The sequence below is a fragment of the Kribbella sp. genome (genome assembly GCF_035687465.1).
Classification (GTDB): Bacteria; Actinomycetota; Actinomycetes; order Propionibacteriales; family Kribbellaceae; genus Kribbella.
This window is the reverse complement of the sequence record NZ_DASRXP010000291.1, coordinates 1-23,601: the sequence shown is the minus strand read 5'-3', so window position 1 is coordinate 23,601 and position 23,601 is coordinate 1. Positions and strand designations below refer to the sequence as shown.

Below are 23,601 nucleotides of genomic sequence, written 5' to 3'. Positions count from 1 at the left end.
CGCCCCTGTCCAATCCCGGTCCAGATCCGGTCCAGCCGGTCAGACGGCCGGGATACTCGCGGTCGGTGCCGGGGTGGCGGCCAAGACCTCGTCGACCACCGACGAAGGTGGTCGCTGGCTCAGTTCCGCGTCCGGCGTGAGGATCAGGCGATGCACCAGCACGGGCATGGCGACCTCCTTGACGTCGTCCGGCGTGGTGAACGCCCGGCCGTCCGTCGCCGCGAAGGCCCGGGCTGCCCGGACGAGGGCGATGCTGCCGCGCGGGCTGGCGCCGTACCGGACCGCTGTGTGTTCCCGGGTCGCGGCGACCAACTTGACGGCGTACGAGCTGATCGCGGGGTCGACGTGGACGGATCGCACGGCCGCGATGGCGTTCCGCAGCGCCGGTACGTCGATCACCGGGCTGAGCGAGTCGGGCCCGATCCGGCCGGTGTCACCGAGGACGATCCGTACTTCGGCGTCGTGGTCGGGGTAGCCGATCTCGATCCGCATCAGGAACCGGTCCAACTGGGCCTCGGGCAACCGATAGGTGCCTTCCATCTCGATCGGGTTCTGGGTGCCGATCACCAGGAACGGATCCGGCACCGCGCGGGTGACCGAGTCGACCGTGACCCGGCGCTCGGCCATCACCTCGAGCAGCGCGGACTGCGTTTTCGGCGTACCACGGTTGATCTCGTCGGCGACCACCACGTTCGCGAAGATGCCGCCCGGGTGGAACTCGAAGGTCTCGTTGCCCTGGTGGTAGACCATCACGCCGGTGATGTCGCCCGGCAGCAGGTCGGGGGTGAACTGGATCCTGTTCCAGCTCGCATCGATGCTGCGGGCGATGCACCGGGCCAGCGTCGTCTTGCCGAGCCCCGGCACGTCCTCGATCAGCAGATGTCCCTCGGCGAACAGCGCGGTCAGCGCCAGCCGGACCACCTCGGGCTTGCCGTGGATCACCTTCTGCAGGTTGTCCGCGACCAGCCGGTAGGCCTCGCCCGGCGGGATTGTGGCACTCATGAGCGTCTCCAGGTGAAAACCGCCGGTCCGAGGTCGCGGACCGTGGCGAGATCATGCGATTGAGTGATCCTCACAGCACAGAGCGTAGATCAGCCCTGGTCCAGCCCTCATCCAGATCCGGTCCAACCCCTTGCGTCCGAAGAACCGTGGGGCCTGCCCCGCGCCCCTTCGGACGCAAGGTTGCGCCGATCCCGGGTTAGGCGTCGCGGGCGACGGGGAGGCGGAACTCGAAGATCGCGCCGCCTTCGTCGGCGTTGTAGACCCTCAGGTCGCCGCCGTGGGACTGCGCGACCCAGCGCACGATCGACAGGCCCAGACCGGACGATCCGCTGCCGCTGTTGAACCGCTCGAACATGTCTTCCCCGACCGCCGGGTCGACCCCCGGGCCCTGGTCCGCGACGGTGACCCGGCCGTCGGCGACCGTGACCGTGACGATCGCCTTGCCGCCCGGACCCCGGCCATGCCGCATCGCGTTGTCGAGAAGGTTGCCGATGGCCCGTTGTAACAAGGCGGGATCGGCCCGGACCTTCGTCGGCGCTGTCACCACGGAGATCCGGGCGGACCCAGCCGGGGTGTCCTCGACGACACCCGCCACGAGCTGATCCAGCCAGACCGGCTGCATCGACAGCTGTTCGACCCCTGCGGCCAGGCGGGCCCGGACCAGGAGGCCGTCGATGATGTCACCCATTCGCCCTGCCAGGCGGACGGTTCTCGGCAGCAGCTCAGCCCGCTGCTGCGGATCCTGCGCGGCAGTCTCGGCCAGGGCCCGCAACGCTGCGACCGGAGTACGGAGGTCGTGGGCTGTGTCGGCCAGCAGGAACTCCTGCTGCTCCAGCGCCGCTGTCGCCGGTCGGATCGCGCGGCCGGAGAGCCAGTACCCGGCTAGCGCTGCCGCGCCGATCAGGACTGCGCAGCCGATCAGCACCACCAGGACGAGGTTGCGGTGCCGCGAGCTCTCGCTCTCGATGTCGGTCCAGGACACCACGGCCCCGGCGTACCGGTTGCTCGAGTCCATGAACGGTTCGGCGGCGACCCGGACGCGATCACCGTTGGTCGCCTTCTGGTCGGCCTGCAGGCTGTTGCCGCTGGACACGGCCTCGGTGGCCAGCTGCTCGAGGATCCCGCGGTCCATCACCGTGCAGGGGTTGGCGCTGGCCTGGACCGGGAACGAGAGGGCGCCGCCGGGAAGCACCAGGAACGCGGGACATTGGTTGTACAGCGGGTCTTTCGGGATCTTGTCCAGGCCGAGGGTGCTGTTGTCGTCGGTGATCAGCCGCAGTACCGACTGGTTCACCACGTCGAGCTCGTGTTTGACGCTGTCGTCGCCGCGGTTGGCGTCCAGCGTGATGATGAGCGGCGCGAGGACGACGAGGCCGATCGTGTTCATGGCCGTGAAGATCGCGGTCAGCCGCCAGCGAAGGCGCCGGAGCCGCTCGGCCGCGGGCGCTCTCATCCCGCATCGCCCGACCTGGTCAGCCGGTATCCCTGGCCGCGGACGGCCTGGATCAGCTCGGGCCGGCGCAGCTTGTTGCGCAGGCGCTTGATCGTCACGTCGACCACGTTCGACATCGGATCCGCGGCGGCGTCCCAGCAGTGCTCGATCAGCTCGGAGCGCGACACCGCTTGCTCGGGACGGACCATCAGGTACTCCAGCACGGAGAACTCCTTCGCAGTCAAGGTCAGCAGCACACCTGCCCGCCGGACCTCCCGGCGCCCGGTGTCCACCTCGACATCGTCGTACCGGAGTACGGGTGGGCGGCCGGTGCCGGCCCGGCGGCACAGACTCAGCACCCGGGCGGTCAGTTCGGCCACGGCGAACGGTTTGACCAGGTAGTCGTCGCCGCCGTGCTCGAACCCGTCCACCCGGTCCGCCAGCGTGTCCCGGGCGGTCAGGAACAGCACCGGCACCGCCCAGCCTTCCTGCCGGCGGCTGCGAATGTAGCCGATCGAGTCGCCGTCCGGCAGCATCCGGTCGAACACCACGCAGTCGTAGGAGTTCACGAACAGCGCCTCGTCGGCGGCCGCGATGTCGCCCACGCTGTCCACCGCCAGCGCGGCCGTCCGCAGCCCTGCCGAGACCGCTACCCGCAGGTCCTCGTCATCCTCTACCACCAGAACGCGCACTCGGGCCCTCGCGTGTCATCGAAATGTCATCGTCGATACGGATCGTATGTGTCATGAACGGTCACTCAGCGCACACACCGGCCCGGATCGCCTTCCGGGTGCTGGGCCCGCTCGAGGTCGAGGGCCCCGATGGACAGCCGATCGACGTCTGCGGCGGCAAGCCCGCCACCATGCTGACGCTGCTCCTGCTGCACCGGAACGTCTGGGTCAGCACCGACCAGCTGATCGAAGCCGTCTGGGCCGGGCGGGACGTTCCGCCCTCGGCCCAGCGCAACCTCAAGACCTACGTGTGGCAGCTGCGCCGGGAGCTCCCGGACGAGCGGATCGAGAGCAGGCCGGGCGCCTACCGCGTCCGCGTCCTACCCGGCGAGCTGGATGCCGACATCGCGGCGGACCTCTCCGACGAGGCGCGCAAACTGCTCACCGCCGGCTCTGCCGCGGAGGCCGCCGACCTGGTCGAACGAGCCCTCGGCCTCTGGCGAGGATGCCCGTACGACGGGTTGGCGGGCGACTCGTACTCCGCGGTCGAGCGACTGACCGAACTCCAGCGGGCCCTGAGGGAAGACCTCGCAGACGCCCAACTGGCCCTTGGGCGGTCAGCCGACGCGATCTCGTTGCTCCGGGCCCTCACCGACGAGGACCCACTCCGCGAACTCGCCTGGACCAAACTCATGTCCGCCCTCCGCCAAACAGGCCGCCGCCACGACGCCCTAGCCGCCTACCAAAGAGCCCGGACCCTCCTCGTCCGAGACCTGGGCATAGAACCCGGCCCCGAACTAACAGCGATGCACCAGCAGGTGCTGAACGACAACGCCGTGCTCGCGCCGGGTCGGGCGGGCGCAGGAGTGCTGGGTGGAGTGAAAGCGGAGGGAGTGCCGAGCGCAGCGCAGGCCGGAGCAGCGCAGCCGACGAGCGGAGCGATGCCGGCGGGTGGGGCGGGGTATTCGGGTCTTCCTGCTCGGGTTGTGGGGTTTGTGGGGCGGGCTGCGGAGGTTGAGCGGGTGCGGGGAGCCGCGACAGCAGCTGGCGGGGTTTGTGTGGTGACGATTGATGGGATGCCGGGAATTGGGAAGACCGCGTTTGCGCTTGAGGTTGCTGCGGCACTGAGTGATGTGCCGGAGCGGCAGGTTTATCTCGATCTGCGCGCTCATCGCGAGGGGTCGGTCAGTGTGGTTGATGCCCTGGGCAAGTTGATTCGAATGGTCGGCCTGGATGGTTCCTTGCCGTCGGCAATTGATGAGTTGACTTCGGTTTGGCGCGCGCTGGGGCAGCGGATCTTGCTGGTGTTGGACGATGCGGCCGACGCGGGGCAGGTGCGGCAACTGTTGCCCAATGCGCCGGGGTCGGTGGTGTTGGTGACCAGTCGGGCGCGCCTCACCGGGCTGGATCGGACTGTGGCGGTGAGCCTTGATGTGCTGTCCGCGACGGACGCCGCTCGACTGGGCGCCTCCGGCGAGGTCGAGAAGTGGTGTGCGGGGCATCCCGGAGCTATCCGGCACCTTGTTGACCGGGTGCGCGACAGGCAGCCCTGGACGGCAGCGCGGCTCACCGCTCGACTGCGTGACCAACCCGCGAGGTGCCAGGAGTTGGCCGAGGTGCATGCCCTGTTCGACTCCACCTACAAAGCCCTGCCGGAGGAAGTCCGCCGGTTCTATCGCCTGCTCAGCCTGATCCCTCAGTTCGATATTCGCCGGGCAGCGCGACTGATCGGCCTGGACCAACAGGAGGTGGAGCCGATGCTGGACCGACTACTGGACCAACACCTCGTCACCGAACCGGCACCCGGCCGGTTCGCTCTCCGTCCGATCGTCAGGGACCACGCCCACACGGTCCTGCTCGCCACAGAGTCCTCAGACGCCCTGACCGCCGCCGCCAAGCGGGTACGTACCTCGACCGGCCGCGCAGAGCTTGAACTGGTCGCTCCCAAGGGCCCGAGGGTCGCATGAGGCCGCCCGCCGCAGCCGCACCGGCACCAGGCCAGGAAGCTGCCTACGCCGAGCCGGTCGCCACCACACCACTGTCCACCTCAGTCGGCCAGTCCGCAGCAGTCGAGGCGGCTCTTGCGCGCGCCTCGGCGTTGGCACAACTACCCCCACCGCAAGTCACCGCTTTGCAAGCAGCGATCGCGACTCCAGCGCCTCCGGGTGACCCGTTCCTGGCTACCCAACCACCGGTCACCGCACCGACGGTCGACGCAGTGGACCACCCGGACCGCGCTATCCGAGTAGGTCAGATCGTCTGCTGGCAACTAGCCCTGGTGGCAGTCGGTACGGCAACTGCAGGCTCCCGCCTGGTCCTGATCCTCACCGCGCTAGCCGCGATCACGCTGGTCCTGCTGACCGCCATCCGCTTCCGCGGCCTCTGGCTGTACCGCTGGGTCAGCGTCCTCCTCGCCTTCCTGGTACGCCGCCGGCGCATCGACCTGGCCGCCGAATCCGGCGACACCGCGATGAACCTGGTCAGCGTGTTCTGCGGCCGTACCTCCACCACCACCATGACCGTCCGCGAACAGCCCTACGGCCTACTCAGCCGCCCGGACGGAGCCAGTGTCGCCCTGCGGGTCGGTTCCGACGCACAGCACGAACTACTCCCCCAACTGGGCTCCCTGGCCGACTCCGCCGACGAACAACCGGTCGGAGTCTCCGTCCAACTGATCCTCCACACCGGCGTGAAGCAGAGCCAGCAAGCACGCGCCTGGATCGCCGTTCGCGCCACCCGGACCTCGGAGATCGCGACGGACGAGCAGGTCAGCCAGGTCCTGGCGAACACGGTCCGCCGGATGGTCCGGCGCTTCGATCGCGAACAGATCGAGAGCATGCCGCTCGACGAATCCGACGTACTGGCGTCGATCGGGGCCCTCGCACACGCTAATGCGGGCCGTGGGCAACTACGAGAACGCTGGTCCAGCTGGGCGGCCGGGCCGGTCCTGCAGGTGTGTGTGCGGCTCACCGGCTTCGCAGGTCTGCCGAGGCCGACCGCGCAGGCTCTGGTCGACACCCTGCTCGGCACCGGCACGGGCAGCGCCCAGACCATCGCCATCACCGTGACGGCGCCGGCTGACAATCCAGATCCCACCCTCTACGACGCAGTACTCCGGGTGGCCGCTGCCCATCCCGCCACGCTCGACACGGCGATCGACGTGTTGACCACCCTGGCCCGCTCTTTCGGAGTGGAGCCGGAACGCCTCGACGGGCGGCACGCCAGCGGTGTCGCCGCCACGCTACCTCTGGGGGTCCCCTTCTCATGAGCATCACGCTGCTGAACCGTCCCATCGGTTTCCACCAGATCCCCGCCCAGAACGGCATCGCCGCGCTGCTGGCCGAGGCCCGGGACGAGGTGGTCGCGATGAGCACTCTCGGCCCGGCCGGTCCGGCCTTCGGCCCGCGAGATGTCCGGCCCGGCCTGCGCTACCGGGCGATCTACCCGGACACGGCCCGGACCGCCCCGACGCATTGCCGGCACCTCGGAGCACTGTCGGTCGCGGGTGTGGCTGTCCGGACGATGCCGCAGGTGCCGATGAATGCGTTGATCATCGACAGCTCGATCGCAGTACTGCCTGCCGACACCACGAACGGCAGTGTGGCTGTGCTTCGACTGAGCAGTGTGGTGACCACGGCGACCGAACTGTTCGAGCGGGTCTGGCCGGACGCCGTACCGCTGGCTGACAGCGACATCCCGGTCGACACCGACCTCTCCGGCAGAGAACAGGAGATGCTGCGGCTGCTCGCTCTTGGCGCGACTGACGAGTTCGCTGCCGCGCAGCTGGGCATCTCGGTGCGGACCGTGCGTCGGATGGTCGCCCAGATCATGCATCGGCTCGGCGCTCGCAGCCGTTTCCAGGCCGGGGTGAAGGCCGCCGACCGCGGTTGGCTGCTGGACCGGGCCAGCTGATGCCTGGCGCGACCCGAGTCCTCACCGTCGCCGCAGATCGTCCCGGCGCCTATCCGACCATCGGCTCAGCTCTGCTGGAGGCGCCCGATGGAGCCGCGGTCGCGATAGCCGCCGGGACGTATGCGGAGACACTCGAGCTCAGTGGGCGGTCCATCACCTTGCAAGCGGAGGCCGGCGCGACCGTAGTACTGGATGGTGCTGGTGCGGATTGGCCGACGCTGCGGGCGGTCGACGGGGAGCTCACGGTCCGCGGACTCGACGTACGGGCGGCTGACAACCTGGCTGTGTCGGTCGATGGGACCGTCCTGACCATCGAGCAGTGCAGTGTGAGCAGCAAGACCCGACCTGCCATCAGCGTGCATGCCAGTACTGCGTTCACGATCGACCGGTGCACCATCACGGGCGCCGAGACCGGGATCGTGGTGGAGGGCGCCAGCGGGCGGATTCTGGACACCAGCGTCAGCGAGATCTCCGGCGACGGCATAGTCGTTGCCCTAGGCTCCGATCCGCTGATCCGCGGCTGCACGATCACGTCCTGCGGCGGCCGCGGCGTGTACATCTACCAGTACAGCCGACCCGAGCTGACCGACTCCGAGATCGCCCACATCGGTACTGCGGGCATCGGCGTCGCCCACGGCAGCACGCCGACCATCCGCCGGGTCACCGTGCACGACACCCGCGGCCCCGGGCTCACCTTCGCCCCGGGCTGTGGCGGCACCGTCGAGGGCTGCCGGACCGACAACACCGGGCAACCCGCACTGGACATCGCCGACGGAGCGACCGTCGAGGTGATCGAGAAGGCTTCCGCCCGACCTGCCGAACAAGGCGGGCCGGTCGAGGTACTGCTCGAGGATCTCGACGAGATGGTCGGGTTGCCCGGGGTGAAGGCCGAGGTGCACGCGATGGTCGACGAGATCCAGGTGAACGAGTGGCGCCGGGCCGCCGGGTTGTCGATCGGCGGGGTCAGCCACCACCTGATCTTCGCGGGCGCGCCAGGCACCGGGAAGACCACGGTCGCCCGGCTCTACGGCAAGTTGCTGAAGTCGCTCGGCGTCCTCCCGCACGGCAGCTTCACCGAGGTATCGCGGCGTGACCTCGTCGGCCAGTACATCGGGCACACCGCGGAGAAGACGGCCCAGGTGTTCGAGAAGTCCCTCGGTGGCGTGCTCTTCATCGACGAGGCCTATACCTTGTCCCGCTCGGCCGGCACCGGCGGCGACTGCGGCCAGGAGGCGATCGACGCACTGGTGAAGCTGATGGAGGACCATCGCGACGAGATCGCCATCATCGTGGCCGGCTACACCGACGAGATGATCAACTTCCTGGACGCCAACCCCGGTCTGGCGTCCCGCTTCTCCAAGACCATCGAGTTCGAGAACTACAGCGCCGAGGAACTCCTGCTGATCACCGACCGGATGGTCGCGGGCGGCGACTACCTGCTCGATCCCGCGGCGGGACCACCGCTGACGGCGTACTTCGACCGGATCGCCCACGGCGCCAACTTCGGCAACGCCCGCGAGGCGAGACGCCTGGTCGAAGGCATGCGCAAAGCCCAGTCCCAACGCCTCCGTGCCCTCGGCCGGATGCCCACGACCGAAGAACTCCGCCACCTCCTGGCCACCGACGTCCTCACCGCCGCCGGCGCATGAGTGGGCTCGGGGCAGTCAAAGCCGCCGGTCGGGGCTGACACAACTCGACCGGCGGATCGACCTCTGTGCTGGCATAGCCTGGCGGTACCGGCCAACACGTCGGGGTGGAACAGATATCAGCTGAGGACCTTGTCGTCCTTGCTGGCGTGACCGGCGGCTCGCCGCTCGGCCGGTTGGTGGTCAGTGGTGCGTGGTGCTGGGCAGACCGGGCCTCTGCGGATCGGTCCGCCTCCCAGCCTCCTGCTCTTCCACTGCTGCTCTTCGTAATCGTAGTAAGTGTCGACGCCTCCGACTGTCATCTAGCTGTCCCTCCGTCAACCCCCCGGCTACGGCCCCTGCTGGCCCCTCCACAGTCCGTCACCGATGCCCCACTGCACAAGCGATTCCCGAAGTCCCCACCGACAAACGGACTGTTCCGCCAGATTTCAGCCTGTTTGTCCAGACTTTTCAAGCCTCAAAGGGATTCCAGTCCGATCTCACGACTTGTTTTACGCCGCGAAGCAACTCGGTTCAGACCGCGAAAACCGCAACCCCGTGCCCCGAGAGCCGGACACCAGCGGTCACAGGGGCGGCGTCGCCATAGGACATCACCTCGTACGCCGGTTCGTCGTCGAGCGGGACAACCGCTTCCCCAGGCTCGAGGTTGACCACGACCCGGAGGGCACCCCGGTGGATCACCAGCCACGACCCGTCCTCGTCGTACGCGATGCTGACCGAGCCGAGCCGGTCGTCGCGCAGGTCGTCGCTCCGGGCTCGGAGCGCGAGTAGATCCCGGTACCAAGCGAGCAACTCGCGATGCGGCGAGGCGTCGAGCTCGGACCAGTCGAGCACCGAGCTCTTCCAGGTCGCCGGGTCCTGCGGGTCGGGGATCTCCTCCGCGTCCCACCCGTACGCCGCGAACTCCTGCCGCCGGCCGGTGCGCACAGCCTCGGCCAAGGACGGTTCGTCGTGGTCCGTGAAGTACCGCCACGGCGTCGAGGCGCCCCACTCCTCACCCATGAACAACATCGGTGTGTAGGGCGAGGTGATCACCAGTGCCGCACCTATCGCCAGCTGGCCCGGTGTGAGCGCCGGGCGGTCCCCGAGGGCGCGGTTGCCGACCTGGTCGTGGTTCGAGGTGTAGGCGAGGAACTCCGAACCACGATGCCGCTCGGGGTCCACTGGGCGACCCCAGTCCTTGCCGCGGAAGGTCGAGTACGAGCCGTCGTGCAGGAACACCTGGGTGAGGGTCTTGGCGAACACCCCGGGCTCGTCGAAGTCCACGTAGTACCCGGCATGCTCCCCGGTCAGCAGGGTGTGCAGCGCGTGGTGGAAGTCGTCACTCCATTGCGCGGTCATCCCGAGCCCGCCCTCGGCCACCGGCTCGACCATGCGCGGATCGTTCAGGTCCGACTCGGCTACCAGTCCCAGCGGGCGTCCGAGCTCCTTGGCCAGCGCGGCGGTCTCCTCAGACAGCTGGGCCAGCAGATGCCTGGGGCTGTCGTCAGCAAGAGCGTGTACTGCGTCCAGCCGCAAGGCGTCCAGGTGGAACTCCCGGAACCAGCGCAACGCGTTGTCGCAGATCCACCGGCGAACCTCTACGGATCCTTCGTCGTCCAGGTTGACCGCCGGACCCCACGGGGTCGTGTGCCGCGAGGTGAAGTACGGGCCGAAGGAGCTCAGGTAGTTCCCGCTCGGGCCGACGTGGTTGTAGACGACGTCGAGGCAGACCGCCAGGCCGGCGTCGTGGCAGCGATCCACGAACTGCTGCAGCGCTTCGGGGCCGCCGTAAGGCTCATGCACTGCATAGAGGTCCACACCGTCGTAGCCCCAGCCGTGGCGCCCGGGGAAGGCAGCAACCGGCATCAGCGACACGACCTGCACGCCGAGCCCCACCAAGTAGTCCAGGTGGTCGGCGGCGGCCTCCAGCGTCCCTTCCGGGGTGAACGTCCCTAGATGCAGCTCGTAGAAGACAGAACCGCGCACCTCGCGGCCGGCCCACTCACTGTCACTCCACTCGAAGCGGCCGGTATCGAAGACCCTGCTGAAACCATGCACACCCTCTGGTTGCCAAGCACTCCGCGGATCCGGCAACGGCTCACTGCCATCCACAGAGAAGGCGTAGTCGGTGCCATGCCCAGCCTCGTCCACCTCCAACTCCCACCACCCACCGTCATCTCGCCACATCTCCAGAGAGTTATCGGCGAGGACTAGTGAGACTGTTGAAGCGGTGGGAGCCCAGACGGTGAAGGTGTGCAAGTCGTTAGCTCCTTGCGAGTAGTGCCACCGGTAGGTCGCCCAGTAGCTCGTTGATGCGAGCCGCTCCACTACCCACTGGGCGCCCGGTCAACACGTCCTGCCAGTCGCCCTCGGGCAGGACGACCGTGCTGTCGCCCCAACCGCCCAACCGATGTAGCGCCACTGGGAGCCGGGTCGCCAGCGTGATCGCGCCCGCCTCCTCAGCCGTCTTGCCGCGGGCGAACGCCACCGCGTGCCCGTTGGAGGTCGGCAGCGGCGTGTAGCTCCCCGCGAAGGCCTCGGGGTTCTGCCGCCGCAACCGCAAGGCCCGGGACGTCACCAGCAGCTTCTCGTCGGCGAGGTCCTTCGGCTTGGCTCCCTCGTCCAGCCGCGCCAGCCGCTCGATCCGCTGCCGGTAGTCGACCGGCCGCCGGTTGTCCGGATCCACCAGGGACAGATCGATGAGCTCCGAGCCCTGATAGACGTCCGGGACCCCGGGCATCGTGAGCTGGATGAGTTTCTGCCCGAGCGTCGCCGCCCTGACGAACTCCGCCTGCGCGTCGGCGAACCGGCGTACGGACTCGAGCAGGGCGGCGTCACCCAGTACTGCGGTCGCAAAGGACGCGACTGCCTCCTCGTACTCCGTGTCCGGCGAGGTCCAACTGGTATGCCGCTTCGCCTCGCGGATCGCCTTCTGCAAGTAGGCCTGCAAGCGATCCTCCGCCAACGGCCCGTCGTCCCACGTCCCCAGCAGGGTCTGCCAGAGCAGGTACTCCGTGCTGCTGTCGACCGTCGGCTCCCGGTAGTCCGCGGAGAGCCCCCGCCACGACCGGACGGCCTCAGCCCAAGCGGCAGGCTGCTCCGAGAGCACGGTCAGCCGGGCCCGGACATCCTCGGATCGCTTGGTGTCGTGGGTGGACAGCGTGGTCATCGTCTTCGGCCAGTGCTCGTTCAGCCGCCCGGCATAGGCGTGGAACTCCTCCGGCGAGACCCCGAAGTGCTCGGGATCCCCGCCGACCTCGTTCAGCGAGCTGAGCCGGAACCAGCGATAGAAGGCGGTGTCCTCCACCCCCTTGGCCATCACCGGACCACAGGTCTGCTGGAACCGCACGATCAGCTCGTGCCGCGCGTCCTCGTCGATCCGGCTCGCAGTACCGGCTTCCCGGCCGAGCAGGAGGTCCCGGACCAGCTCGAGGGTCTCCTGCTGCTCCTCGTCCAGGTTGCGCCGGGCCAGCTCGGTCGCCTGGTCCAGAGCGTGCACAGCAGTCGGCGGCGGCGCCTCACCCGGTACTACGTACGCGCGGTACCGGTCGAAGTTCACCAGCAACTCCACGACGACCTCGTGGAACGCCCGACGGGTGTGGTCCCTCAGACGGACGTCGTCCTGGCAGATCCGGGCCAGGAGCTCCACCAGCCGGTGGACCTCGGCGTACTGGCCGTGCTTGACCACCTCACGCTTGGCCTGCTCCACGACCGGGCCGAAGTCGGCCGGCTCGCCAGTGAGTTCCGAGTGGAACGCGGCCAGCGGTGCAGCACCGGCCGGGTCGACGAAGAGCCCGCCGACGCGCAGGAGAGCGTCGTACCCGGTGGTGCCGGCGCAGGGCCAGTCACTGGGCAGCTCCTCGTCTCCCTCGAGGATCTTCTCCACTACGACCCACGCGCCGCCCGTCCGCTCGGCAAGCCGCCGCAGGTAGCCCCTGGGATCAGCGAGGCCGTCCGGGTGGTCGATGCGGAAGCCGTTGAGCTTGCCCTCGTGCACCAAGGACAGCAGCAGCTTGTGGGTGGCTTCGAAGACCTCCTGCAGCTCCACTCGGACAGCGGCGAGGGTGTCTACGTCGAAGAAGCGCCGGTAGTTCAGTTCTTCGTCAGCGACCCGCCAGTGCGCCAGGCGATACCACTGCTCAGTGACGAGCTCCGCGATCGGCAAGTGCTCGGTACCGGGCCGCAGCGGGTACTCGTGGTCGTAGTACCGCAGCACGTCACCGTCCACCGACAGCTCGCCGGCCGCCAGCACTCTGCCGATCCGCTGCCCGAGCACTGCCATCAGCAGCGGCTGGTTGCCCGAACCCCAGTCGACGTCGAACCACTCCGCGTACGGCGACGCCGGCCCATCCCGCAGTACAGACCACAGCGCCTTGTTAAGCCGCGCCGGCGTCGGCACAGCCACATGATTCGGTACTACGTCCGCGATCGCCCCCATCCGGTGGTCCGCCAGCCGCCCGGAGAGCCGGTCGAATGCGGCCTGACCCCCGGCCTGTTCCGACAACCTGCTGTGGTCGACCACGTCGTACCCGTGGGTGGAACCGGGCGCGGCCTGCAGGATCGGGGACAGGTAGGCGTGCGAGATCCCCAGGCTCTGCAGATACGGCACGACCTCGGCGGCATCGTCGAACCCGAACCCGGCGTTCACCTGCAGCCGATAGGTCGCCTGCGGGGCCTGACCGGGGCGGTGGGGTGGGGAAGGAGTCAGCCCCTGACCGGGGCGGTGGGGTGGGGAAGGAATCAACGCTGTCATCCGGCCGCCTGCCGGGGCCGCGTCAGGACCAGCGTGCCGTGGGCCTCGATCTGGATGGTGCTCCCGGCGGCGTGCTCGTCCTCATTGGCGCGACCGGTCGGCCTGATGGTGTCGACCACCACGGACCACGATTCGCCGTACTCCTTGACGGGCAGCAGGAAGTCCTGCGACTTGTGGTCACTGTTCAGCAGGATCAGGAACGAGTCGTCCACCACCGGCTCTCCGCGCGGATCCGGCTCGGAGATGGCGTCACCATTGAGGAACACGGCGACCGCGCGGGCGTCGTCCCGGCTCCAGTCGCTGTCCTGCATCTCCTGGCCGTCGGGGGTGAACCAGACCAGGTCGCTCAGCCCGTCGACCCCGGTATCGCCGTGGAAGAACCTGCGCCGCCGCAGTACCGGATGCTCGTTGCGCAACCGGACCAGCGCGCCGGTGAACTCCAGCAGGTCCTTCTGCTCCTCGTTGAGGTCCCAGTTCACCCAGGCGAGTTCGTTGTCCTGGCAGTAGACGTTGTTGTTGCCCGTCTGGGTCCGGCCCAGCTCGTCACCATGGGCGAGCATCGGCACGCCCTGCGAGATCAGCAGCGTGGTCAGGAAGTTGCGCTGTTGCTTGGCCCGCAGTGCGAGCACGGTGGCATCGTCGGTCTCGCCCTCGACGCCGCAGTTCCAGGAGCGGTTGTGGCTCTCGCCGTCCTTGCCGCCCTCACCGTTCGCGTCGTTGTGCTTGTCGTTGTAGGAGACCAGGTCGCGCAGGGTGAAGCCGTCGTGCGCGGTGACGAAGTTGATGCTCGCCAGCGGGCGGCGGCTGTCGTCCTGGTACAGGTCCGACGAACCGGTCAGCCGGGACGCGAACTCGCCGAGGGTGTACTTCTCGCCGCGCCAGAAGTCCCGCACGGTGTCGCGGTACTTGCCGTTCCACTCCGTCCACAGCGGCGGGAAGTTGCACACCTGATAGCCGCCGTCGCCAACATCCCACGGCTCGGCGATCAGCTTCACCTGGCTGACCACCGGGTCCTGCTGGACCAGGTCGAAGAAGGCCGACAGCCGGTCCACTTCATGGAACTGGCGGGCCAGAGTGGCGGCGAGGTCGAACCGGAACCCGTCCACATGCATCTCGGTCACCCAGTAGCGCAGCGAGTCCATGATCAGCTGCAGGACGTGCGGGTGCCGCATCAGCAGGCTGTTCCCGGTGCCGGTGGTGTCGTAGTAGTGCGACTTGTCCTTGTCCACCAGCCGGTAGTACGCCTCGTTGTCGATGCCCTTGAACGACAGCGTCGGGCCGAACTCGTTGCCCTCGGCGGTGTGGTTGTAGACCACGTCGAGGATCACCTCGATGTCGGCCTCGTGCAGCGCCTGCACCATCGTCTTGAACTCGGTCACCTGCTGGCCGCGGGTGCCCCTGGAGGCGTACGCGTTGTGCGGCGCGAAGAAGCCGATCGTGTTGTAGCCCCAGTAGTTCGTCAGGCCCCGCTCCTGCAGGTGCCCGTCCTGGGCGAACTGGTGCACCGGCATCAGCTCGATCGCGGTCACCCCGAGCTCCTTGAGGTGCTCGACGATGGCCGGGTGCCCGATCCCGGCGTACGTGCCGCGGATCTCCTCCGGCAGCGCCGGGTGGGTCTTGGTCAGACCCTTCACGTGTGCCTCGTAGATCACCGTCTCGTGGTACGCGTGCCCCGGCGGCCGGTCGTTGCCCCAGTCGAAGAACGGGTTCGTCACCACCGACAACATGGTGTGCTCGCGGTTGTCCATCGTGTTCAGCTCGTCCGGCTTGGCGAACCGGTAGCTGAACAGTGACTCGTCGGCGTCGACCTGCCCGTCGATGGCCTTCGCGTACGGGTCCAGCAGCAGCTTGGACGGGTTGCACCGGTCGCCCTCGGCCGGGTTGTAGGGGCCGTGCACGCGGTACCCGTACCGCTGGCCCGGCTGCACGGACGGCAGGTACGCGTGCCAGACGAATCCGTCCACCTCGGTGAGCTGGACCAGCTGCTCGGTGCCGTCGTCGCCGATCAGCGCCAGGTCAACTTGCTGGGCAACCTCCGAGAAGAGGGCGAAGTTGGTACCGGAACCGTCGTACGTGGCTCCGAGGGGATAAGAACGACCAGGCCATTTCTGCACCCGACGACAGTAGCCACCTCCGCCCCCAGCGGAAGAACGCTGGTGTGTTTTGCAGCCGGAAGTTCACCTGCGGCCCGGGGTCGCCTACGCGGCGTCACGAGGGTGCCGGAGGGCGGGGAAGGCGAGTAAGATCCGGCGCTTGTGAAATCGTCCTCCGCCCGGGACCCGGTTTTCGTGGATTCGACCGGGCACCGCCATCGCACGATCCGCCGCGCCGGGGCGCTGCTCGCCGTCCCCGCGGTCGCCTATCTGGTACTGCTGGGCAGCAGCCTGCTCGGCGGTCCGCGGATGGACACGCCCCTGATCCCGTTGCCGGAGTCCGCGCGTCGGCAGCCGGCGCCCCGCCCGCAGGAAACCAACCCGCCGATCCAGGCGGTGGACACTCCGAAACCCGAAAAGACCTCAGCATCACCGGATCCCAGCACCGAACCGGGCAGTACCCCCACCGTCACCCCTGTGGTCAGCACGCCGACGATCGCCCCGGTCACCACCACTGCATCGCCGACTGCCGGCGGCAAATCAACCAAGGCTCCGACCGCTCCACCCAGCACCGGACACGGTAGGCCGAGCGCACCCCCCGGGCGGACTAAGACGCCGCCGTCCAAGCCGTGACGCGCCGAGTCGCCCGCCGCGCCAAGCCGGTCCCGCTGCGCACCCACTGGGTGATGCTCACGGTCCTGCTCGTCTGCCTGTCCGGTGCGTTGCTGCTGAACGGCTACACCCATCACATGTTCGGCGCCGAGGCGGACGGTGCGGTGACCCCGACCGGCCCGCACAGCGCAGTACCGGCGGCGATCGCGAAGGGTGGCCCGGTGATCGACGCCGGGACCGGCCAGGCCCGGTCGGTACGGCCGAAACCGCGCACGATCGCGATCACCTTCGACGACGGGCCGGATCCGGTCTGGACCCCGAGGATCCTGGATCTGCTCCACACCCAGCACGTCAAGGCGACCTTCTTCGTGGTCGGTACCCAGGTCGCCGCCCATCCCGAGCTGGCCCGCCGGATCGTTGCCGAAGGCCACCAGATCGGCGTTCACACCTTCACTCACACCAATCTGAGCACCGCACCGGGCTGGCGGCGGTCCCTGGAACTGAGGCAGAGTCAGTTGATCCTCGCGGGGGCGACCGGGGTTACCACCCCGCTGCTGAGGCCGCCGTACTCGTCCGAGAGCGATGCCCTGACGGACAACGACTGGTCCTCGATCAAGCAGGCCCGGGAAGCCGGATACCTGACTGTGCTCAGCACGCAGGACAGCGACGACTGGCGGCGTCCGGGGACGGCCCGCGTGATCGCCAACTCCACCCCACGCGGTACCGCCGGCCAGATCCTGCTCATGCATGACGCGGGCGGCGACCGGAGCGAGACCATCGCGGCCCTGGAGAAACTGATCCCGGCGGCGAAAGCCCGCGGATTCCAGTTCGCCACCGTCAGCGATGCCGTCGCCCTCCCACAGCCTGTCCGGGCCGCAAGCCTGGTGGAACGCGGCCGCGGGCTCGCGGTGATCGGCGCGATGCGGCTCAGCGACGGCACCCTCACCGTGCTCACCTGGCTCCTGTACGCCGCCGGCGGGCTGAGCGTGCTCCGGGCGCTGACCACCGTGGTCGCGGCCAGGCGGCACGCCCGCGAGCGGTACTGGTCCTGGGGTGACCCGGTGACCGAGCCTGTCACGGTCATCGTGCCGGCGTACAACGAGAGCGCCGGGATCGAGGCGGCCGTCAGATCACTGGTCGCCTCGGACCACCCGGTCGAGGTGATCGTGGTCGACGACGGTTCGACCGACGGCACGGCCGATCTGGTGGAGTCTCTCGGCCTGCCAGGCGTCCGGGTCATCAGGCAGCCCAACGCGGGTAAACCGGCCGCATTGAACACCGGGCTTCAGGCCGCGTCGTACGACCTGGTGGTGATGGTCGACGGTGACACCGTGTTCGAGCTGGACGCGGTCCGGATGCTGGTGCAGCCGTTCGCGGATCCGGTCGTCGGTGCGGTCTCCGGCAACGCCAAGGTGGGCAACCGCCGCGGCCTGCTCGGCCGGTGGCAGCACATCGAGTACGTCGTGGGGTTCAACCTGGACCGCCGGTTGTTCGACCTGGCGGAGTGCATGCCGACCGTGCCGGGAGCTGTCGGGGCCTTCCGGCGCGGCGCGCTCGAGGGGATCGGCGGTCTGAGTGACGTGACGCTGGCCGAGGACACCGACCTCACCATGGCTCTGTGCCGGGAGGGCTGGCGGGTCGTGTACGAGGAGCGTGCTCGTGCGTGGACCGAGGCGCCAGCCTCGCTGGGAGCGCTCTGGCGGCAACGGTACCGCTGGTGCTACGGCACTCTGCAAGCGATGTGGAAGCACCGGGGCGCATGGGTCCAGCGGGGCCAGGCGGGCAAGCTCGGCCGCCGCGGCCTGACCTACCTGCTGCTCTTCCAGGTCCTGCTGCCGCTGCTGGCGCCGGTCGTCGACGTCTTCGCCATCTACGGACTGGTCTTCCTGGACCCGGTTCGGGTCGGGCTGGTTTGGGCCGGCTTCCTGGCTCTGCAGTTCGGCATGGGCGTCTACGCCTTCCACCTCGACGGCGAGAAACCCGGCCCCCTGTGGAGCCTGCCGTTGCAGCAGTTCGTCTATCGGCAACTGATGTATCTGGTGGTCATCCAGTCCGTCTTCACCGCGCTGGCGGGATCACGTCTCCGCTGGCAGCGGATGGAGCGCTACGGAAGTCTCAAGGCGCCATCGAGCCCGGCGGACGTGAGGCCCTGAGCCGAGCGGCCGGGTCGCCCCGGCCGCTCGGTGGTGGAAGGGTCAGCTGACAGCGACTGACTTGACCGCGCTCACGGTGGTGGCGTGGTCGGCGTCGGCGAGCCAGACGACGCGGTAGTTGAACGTGCCGCGAGCGGTCGGCTTGATGCTGAAGCCGTAGTTGCCCGTGGTGTTCAGCTTGCCGGTAGTCACGGTCGGCCAGGTGGTCCCCGACTGCCGCTGCAAGTAGACGGTGGTGCCGGGATGCTGCGGCCGCAGGTAGCCATAGAACGACGTGGTCGCGCCCAGCTTGATCGCCGCGGCCGACAGGTTCGCCGTGATGGTCGGCTTCACCTCGACGGTCGCGTTGCCGCTCTGCGAACCCAGATAGTCAGGTGAACCGGCGTAGTTCCACGCATACACGGTGGACACGGTCGGCTTCTGCACCGAGCCGACCTGACCCGTGGCGTCTGTGGTGGCCGTGCCCACCTGACTCCAGGTCGAGCTGTTCTTGGCCCGAGCATGCAGAGTCACCTGTACGCCGGACATCGCTGCGCCGGTGTCCTTCCGGGTGGCACGGGTGTAGATCGTCACGGCGCCGCCGTAGCTGATCGAGAAGGTACTGGGCGCCGCGGTGACTCCGGTACCGGTCAGCCTGGTGACGACCGGCGGACCGAACTTGCCGGTGCTGTCCTTCACCCAGGCGCTGAACGCGTAGCTGGTCGAGTTGGCGAGTCCCGTAGCTGTGGTGGAAGACCCAGTGCCCGCGTAGACCGCAGTACCGACGTTCGGGAGCGGCGGCGCGCTGGTGCCGGTGTTGCGGCGGACGACAACCTGACCGAGCGACGTCCCGGCCGGCACGGTCCAGTTCAGCGTGGCCTTCGTGTACTGGCCGGTCGCATCGAACCCGGTGAGAGCCGCAGGCGGCGCGGTGAGGTTCGCGGCGTTGCTGTCGATGTTGATCGGTACTCCGCCGTGGGTCTCGCTGTGGTCACCCGCGTACTGGTGCACGCGCTGGCGGTTGGTCCAGTAGGCGGCCGGGATGTACTTGTCGTCCGTGGTGTCCGCCTTGTTGTTCCAGCGGGCGAACCAGAGGTTGTCCACCCGGGTGTAGGCGGGGTTGCTGTACTCCGCGGACAGGTCGATGCCACCGGACGCCGCACCGACGTAGGCGCCGCCCACGTAGCCGCGGGTGTTCAGCTCCAGCGTCCAGCCGCTCAGGTACGACAAGACAGACGCCTTGTTCGTAGCCGCCGAGCAGGTCGCGGTCGCGCTGTAGGCCTCGATATCGCTGTAGATCGCGCTGCGCTGACCGAATCCGAGCGCGGCGGCCGCTGTCGCGGCGTTGGCCGCCGCGGTCCGTCCCTGCGCGCGGGCGGTCGCCGGAACGGTCGACATCTTGCTGGAGAAGTTGGTGCAGGGGGCCTGCATGCCGACATCGATCAGCAGGAACTGCCACCCCTTGGCGGCGTTGGTGGCGACCCAGTTCGGGGTCAGGTTCGGCTGGGCGCCACACAGCCGGAGGCCGCCGCTGATGTAGACGCCGACAGCCTTGTAGGTCGAGTTCGGGGGCAGCCAGGCGTCCATGGCGGCTTGGTTCGGCGCATCGCAGGTGTCGAAGGCCAGGCCGTTCAGGGTGCCGGTGGCCACGACCGATGGGGTGACCGCGGCAGCCTTCGGCGTGGCGAGGCTGTTGGTCTTGGAGATCACCTTGCCGGTACTGAGCGCCTGACGAACCACCTGGTCCTGGCCGGGGGCGTAGTACGCGGTTGCCAGCACGCCGGCGTCCTCGACTGCCACCTGCAGCTCGCCGTCGGTCGACCGCGCCGGCTGGGTCAGGGGCTCGAGCACCAGACCTTCGCTCCGGTTGGCGACGGCACCGGCTGGGCAGTCTGCCGGCGCGGTACTGCGTCCCAGGTAGACGGCCGGGCGGTCGTACCGCACACACGCCGTCGGGTCCTTCGCCAGGTCCACCACTGGCCAACTGGCCGGGACTGTCACCTGATAGCCCCGGTAAGTCACCGTCTGGTCGCTGGCCCCCTGCGCCGGGGCCACGATCCCGGTCGCAAGAACCAAAACGGGCACAGCAAGTTTCCACAGCCTCACAGAAATTCTCCTCACAACGGCGGGCATGCCGTGGGGGAGTCTCTCAGACAAGCGCTTGCCTCCGCCTGGGTATTGCTACTTGCTGCAAAGGCCCGGAACCGAAGGATTTCCCTCGATCACCCGCGGGCACCACTCGATCCCTTCCGGGTAGGCAAGTCACGGCGCAAAATTCCGGCACCCGGCCGCCCGCCCAGCGGCCCGACCCGGAGGAACGCAGCCATGCGATCTTTCATCACCCGTCCCCGCACTCTGGCGGTCCTGCTGGCCGGGACCGCCCTCACCTTCAGCCCGCTCGGCAGTCAGGCCACCGCGAAACTGCCGGCCGACCAGGTGGCCGGCTGCTTCGTGCCCGCCGGCTCCTCGGCCAAGGGCGGACACGGTCCCGACACCCGCGACGTCAGCGCCGCCGAGCAGAAGGCCATCGAGGCACGGACCGCCGAGCTGCTGAAGGCGAAGGCAGCCCGCGGTATCGCCGTCCCGAAGGGAGCCCTGGCCGCAGCGACCGTGCCGGTCTACGTGCACGTCATGCGGGACGCGGCCGGCAACGGCGACGTCACCGACAGCCAGATCTCCCAGCAGATCGCAGTACTGAACAAGACCTTCGACGGTCAGGAGTCGTCGGCTGCCGCGAAGACCGGTTTCAGCTTCACGCTGGCCGGTGTCGACCGCTTCAACAACAACAACTGGCACAAGGACAAGCAGAGCAGCAGCTACCGCAAGCAGACCCGCAAGGGCGGCGCGAACGCGCTGAACATCTGGCTGGTCGACTTCAGCTACCTCGGCATCGCGACCTTCCCGTGGGACTACGCACGCAACCCCGGCATCGACGGCATCCGGGTGCACTTCGACTCGCTGCCCGGCGGTTCGATCGCCAACTACAACCTCGGCGAGACGGCGACCCACGAGGCCGGCCACTGGTTCGGGCTCTACCACACGTTCCAGGGCGGTTGTACGGCGACGAACGACGAGGTCTCGGACACCCCGGCGCAGAGCAGCTCGACCAACGGATGCCCGGAAGGCCGCGACTCGTGCTCGCTGCCGGGCCTCGACCCGATCCACAACTACATGGACTACTCCTACGACACTTGCTACACACAGTTCACTCCGGGCCAGAGCACCCGCATCAGCAACATGTGGACCGCCTACCGCGCATGACGAACCTGTCCTGGCCCCGCCGCAGCAGCGGGGCCAGGACGCGCTTTAGAGGATGTAGCGGTCGCCTGGTTTGACTACCCGGAGCCAGCAGCAGCCGTGTGGGCCCACCTCGTGACGGAGAGTGCCGTCGTTCCCTACGTCGGTGGTCTGGCCTGTGAGCAGGTCCGTGACTCGGGTGCCGACGCCAGTGCCGCTGACGGCGAGCGTCACCCCGGCCGGCTCGGCCGCGAAGTTGTGCAGCGCGATCACCGAGCCGCCCTCGTAGTCGGTCCGATGAGCCAGGACGGACGGCGACTCGTGCTCGAGGATGGTGCAAGTGCCCCAGGACAGCTCGGGGGTCTCCCGGTACCGCAGGATCAGCAGCTTGATCCAGTTCAGTAACGAATCCGGATCATGCCGCTGGGCGGCCACATTCACCTGCTCGGGCGACAGCTCCCCTTCCACTACGGGTGCCGCGAGCTGGTCCGGATCAGCCGAAGAGAATCCGCCGTTCAGCTCCGCGGTCCACTGCATAGGCGTCCGTACTGCGTTGCGCCCCTCCGCGGCAAGGTTCTCCCCCATGCCGATCTCCTCGCCGTAGAACAACACCGGCGTACCGGGCAACGAGAACAGCAAGCTGTAAACCATCTTCAACCGCGCCTGATCGTTGCCGAGCATCGGCGGCAGCCGTCGCCGCAACCCCCGCCCGTACAGCTGCATGTCCTTCTCCGGCCCGAAGGCAGCGAAGACCTCCTGCTTCTCCTCCTCGGTCAGCTTGTCGAGCGTCAACTCGTCGTGATTCCGCACGAACGTGCCCCACTGCGCCTCCTCCGGCGGGTCGGGCCGCTCCCGCAGCGACTTGACCAGCGCGGCCGGATCCGACCGCGCCAGCGAGAGGTAGAGCTTCTGCATGCCGATGAAGTCGAAGCACATCGTCAGCTCGTCGCCGTCCTCGTCGCCGAAGAACTGCCGGGTGTCCTTGTAAGGCAGGTTCACCTCGCCCAGCAGCACTGCTTGGCCACTGCGCCGCGTGAGGAACGCTCGCAGATCCCGCAGGTAGTCGTGCGGATCCGGCAGGTACTCCGCATCCAGGGCACCGGCCGTGTCCAGCAGGAACGGCACCGCATCCACCCGGAACCCGGACAGCCCGAGCTGCAGCCAGAAGCCGATCACCCGGATGATCTCCTCGCGCACCTGAGGGTTGGCGATGTCGAGATCAGGCTGGTGCTTGTAGAACATGTGCAGGTAGTACTGCCCGGCCTCCTCGTCGTACTGCCAGATGCTGTCCTCCTGGTCCGGGAACACGACTCCCTTGTCCCCGCCCGGCGGCTCCTCGTCGCGCCACACGTACCAGTCCCGGTACGGCGACTCGCGGGACGATCGCGCACTCTGGAACCACGGATGCTGGTTGCTGGTGTGGTTCACCACCAGGTCCGCGATCACCCGGATGCCGCGATCCTTCGCCAGCGTGATCAGCTCGACCAGGTCCCCGTGGGTGCCCAGCCGCGGATCCACGCCGTAGAAGTCGGTGATGTCATACCCGTCGTCCCGGTCGGGCGTCGGGTAGAACGGCATCAGCCACAGGCAGGTGACCCCGAGCTCGGCCAGGTGGTCGATCCGCTGGGACAACCCGCGGATGTCACCCCGGCCGTCACCGTCGGTGTCGAAGAAGGTCTCGATGTCGAGGCAGTAGACGACGGCGTTCTTCCACCAGACATCGGCGGTCTCGGTCAGCCTCACGGCCGGGTCACCTCCAGCTGGGGCAGGACTTTCTCGCCGAACACGTCGATGAACCCGGACTGCTCCTGCCCGACGTGATGCAGGTAGATCGCGTCGAACCCCAGCTCGGCGTACCGGTTGAGCCACTCCGCGTGGCGGCCAGGATCCGACGAGATCCGGACGGTCTTGTGCATCGCTTCCGGCCGCACGTGTTCCGCCGCGAGATCGAACGCTTCGACGGTCTCGGTATCCCAGCAGAACGGGGGCGGGAACACGTTGGTCCGCCACTGGTCGTGGGCGATCCGCTCGGCTTCGTCATCACTGCCGGCGTAGCTCAGATGCACCTGCAGACAGACCTTCCCGCGCCCGCCCGCTTCCTTGTACGCCGAGATCACCCGGCGCAGGTG

The 23,601-nt window shown here is 68.2% G+C and carries 15 protein-coding genes and 1 pseudogene; 7 read left to right on the top strand and 9 right to left on the bottom strand.

Going from position 1 to position 23,601, the window contains the following annotated elements:
• Positions 1–39 precede the first annotated feature (39 nt).
• From VFG33_RS14670 to VFG33_RS14660, 3 genes are all read right to left on the bottom strand, one after another.
• Positions 40–1,002, bottom strand: coding sequence for an AAA family ATPase (locus VFG33_RS14670; protein WP_325026614.1), 963 nt, complete (start codon positions 1,000–1,002; stop codon positions 40–42).
• Between the two features lie 196 nt (positions 1,003–1,198).
• A complete protein-coding gene (locus VFG33_RS14665) occupies positions 1,199–2,455 on the bottom strand; it encodes a sensor histidine kinase (RefSeq protein WP_325026612.1) in 1,257 nt (418 codons plus the stop codon).
• Entirely contained in the window at positions 2,452–3,126 is a 675-nt protein-coding gene (locus VFG33_RS14660; protein ID WP_325026610.1) for a response regulator transcription factor, read from the bottom strand. Before VFG33_RS14660 ends, VFG33_RS14665 begins: the two co-directional genes overlap by 4 nt.
• Before the next feature lie 53 nt (positions 3,127–3,179).
• Between VFG33_RS14660 and VFG33_RS14655 the strand changes: the two genes are divergently transcribed.
• From VFG33_RS14655 to VFG33_RS14640, 4 genes are read left to right on the top strand one after another with little or no spacing between them, the layout of a single operon-like run.
• Positions 3,180–5,072, top strand: coding sequence for an AfsR/SARP family transcriptional regulator (locus VFG33_RS14655; protein WP_325026608.1), 1,893 nt, complete (start codon positions 3,180–3,182; stop codon positions 5,070–5,072).
• On the top strand, positions 5,069–6,373 hold the full coding sequence (locus VFG33_RS14650) for a type VII secretion EccE family protein (RefSeq protein WP_325026606.1): 1,305 nt from the start codon (positions 5,069–5,071) through the stop codon (positions 6,371–6,373). Before VFG33_RS14655 ends, VFG33_RS14650 begins: the two co-directional genes overlap by 4 nt.
• Positions 6,370–7,017, top strand: coding sequence for a helix-turn-helix transcriptional regulator (locus tag VFG33_RS14645; RefSeq protein WP_325026604.1), 648 nt, complete (start codon positions 6,370–6,372; stop codon positions 7,015–7,017). Before VFG33_RS14650 ends, VFG33_RS14645 begins: the two co-directional genes overlap by 4 nt.
• Entirely contained in the window at positions 7,017–8,666 is a 1,650-nt protein-coding gene (locus tag VFG33_RS14640; RefSeq protein WP_325026602.1) for a right-handed parallel beta-helix repeat-containing protein, read from the top strand. The genes VFG33_RS14645 and VFG33_RS14640 overlap by 1 nt, the downstream gene beginning before the upstream one ends.
• Positions 8,667–9,176: 510 nt before the next feature.
• Here the strand turns inward: VFG33_RS14640 and treZ are convergent.
• Genes treZ through glgX form a run of 3 tightly spaced genes read right to left on the bottom strand, consistent with a single transcriptional unit; the run spans position 9,177 to position 15,512 of the window.
• On the bottom strand, positions 9,177–10,973 hold the full coding sequence (gene treZ / locus VFG33_RS14635) for a malto-oligosyltrehalose trehalohydrolase (protein ID WP_414672954.1): 1,797 nt from the start codon (positions 10,971–10,973) through the stop codon (positions 9,177–9,179).
• Positions 10,909–13,398: a malto-oligosyltrehalose synthase gene (gene treY / locus VFG33_RS14630; protein ID WP_325026600.1), complete on the bottom strand. Its 2,490-nt coding sequence runs from the start codon at positions 13,396–13,398 to the stop codon at positions 10,909–10,911. The genes treZ and treY overlap by 65 nt, the downstream gene beginning before the upstream one ends.
• Positions 13,395–15,512: a glycogen debranching protein GlgX gene (gene glgX, locus VFG33_RS14625; RefSeq protein WP_325026598.1), complete on the bottom strand. Its 2,118-nt coding sequence runs from the start codon at positions 15,510–15,512 to the stop codon at positions 13,395–13,397. The genes treY and glgX overlap by 4 nt, the downstream gene beginning before the upstream one ends.
• Before the next feature lie 174 nt (positions 15,513–15,686).
• Here glgX and VFG33_RS14620 point away from each other — a divergent pair, with 174 nt between their 5' ends.
• Positions 15,687–16,124 carry a hypothetical protein gene (locus tag VFG33_RS14620; protein WP_325026596.1) on the top strand — a complete coding sequence of 146 codons (438 nt, stop codon included), beginning with the start codon at positions 15,687–15,689 and terminating at the stop codon, positions 16,122–16,124.
• Positions 16,121–18,256 (top strand): bifunctional polysaccharide deacetylase/glycosyltransferase family 2 protein, encoded by a 2,136-nt coding sequence (locus VFG33_RS14615; RefSeq protein ID WP_325026595.1) that lies wholly within the window; start codon positions 16,121–16,123, stop codon positions 18,254–18,256. The genes VFG33_RS14620 and VFG33_RS14615 overlap by 4 nt, the downstream gene beginning before the upstream one ends.
• 42 nt (positions 18,257–18,298) lie before the next feature.
• Here VFG33_RS14615 and VFG33_RS14610 read toward each other — a convergent pair whose 3' ends face one another.
• Positions 18,299–20,341: a glycoside hydrolase domain-containing protein gene (locus tag VFG33_RS14610; protein WP_325026593.1), complete on the bottom strand. Its 2,043-nt coding sequence runs from the start codon at positions 20,339–20,341 to the stop codon at positions 18,299–18,301.
• A 219-nt stretch (positions 20,342–20,560) separates the two neighbouring features.
• On the opposite strand from VFG33_RS14610, the gene VFG33_RS14605 reads away from it, so the two are divergent.
• Positions 20,561–21,496, top strand: a complete 936-nt coding sequence (locus VFG33_RS14605) for a zinc metalloprotease (RefSeq protein ID WP_325026591.1) — start codon at positions 20,561–20,563, stop codon at positions 21,494–21,496.
• A 45-nt stretch (positions 21,497–21,541) separates the two neighbouring features.
• Here the strand turns inward: VFG33_RS14605 and VFG33_RS14600 are convergent, their stop codons facing one another.
• Together VFG33_RS14600 and VFG33_RS14595 are read right to left on the bottom strand one after the other, a co-directional pair.
• The gene (locus VFG33_RS14600) at positions 21,542–23,215 is read right to left on the bottom strand and encodes an alpha-amylase family protein (protein ID WP_325026589.1); all 1,674 of its coding nucleotides are present in this window, start codon (positions 23,213–23,215) and stop codon (positions 21,542–21,544) included.
• A pseudogene (locus VFG33_RS14595) lies at positions 23,212–23,601 on the bottom strand (LLM class F420-dependent oxidoreductase); the annotation flags it as partial. The pseudogene VFG33_RS14595 and the gene VFG33_RS14600, both read right to left, overlap by 4 nt.

What these genes read in the sequence shown, in the direction of transcription:
- VFG33_RS14670 (WP_325026614.1), bottom strand. Translation starts at nt 1,002, where the DNA reads ATGAGTGCCACAATCCCGCCGGGCGAGGCCTACCGGCTGGTCGCGGAC.
- VFG33_RS14665 (WP_325026612.1), bottom strand. Translation starts at nt 2,455, where the DNA reads ATGAGAGCGCCCGCGGCCGAGCGGCTCCGGCGCCTTCGCTGGCGGCTG.
- VFG33_RS14655 (WP_325026608.1), top strand. Translation starts at nt 3,180, where the DNA reads ATGAACGGTCACTCAGCGCACACACCGGCCCGGATCGCCTTCCGGGTG.
- VFG33_RS14650 (WP_325026606.1), top strand. Translation starts at nt 5,069, where the DNA reads ATGAGGCCGCCCGCCGCAGCCGCACCGGCACCAGGCCAGGAAGCTGCC.
- VFG33_RS14645 (WP_325026604.1), top strand. Translation starts at nt 6,370, where the DNA reads ATGAGCATCACGCTGCTGAACCGTCCCATCGGTTTCCACCAGATCCCC.
- VFG33_RS14640 (WP_325026602.1), top strand. Translation starts at nt 7,017, where the DNA reads ATGCCTGGCGCGACCCGAGTCCTCACCGTCGCCGCAGATCGTCCCGGC.
- treY (WP_325026600.1), bottom strand. Translation starts at nt 13,398, where the DNA reads ATGACAGCGTTGATTCCTTCCCCACCCCACCGCCCCGGTCAGGGGCTG.
- VFG33_RS14605 (WP_325026591.1), top strand. Translation starts at nt 20,561, where the DNA reads ATGCGATCTTTCATCACCCGTCCCCGCACTCTGGCGGTCCTGCTGGCC.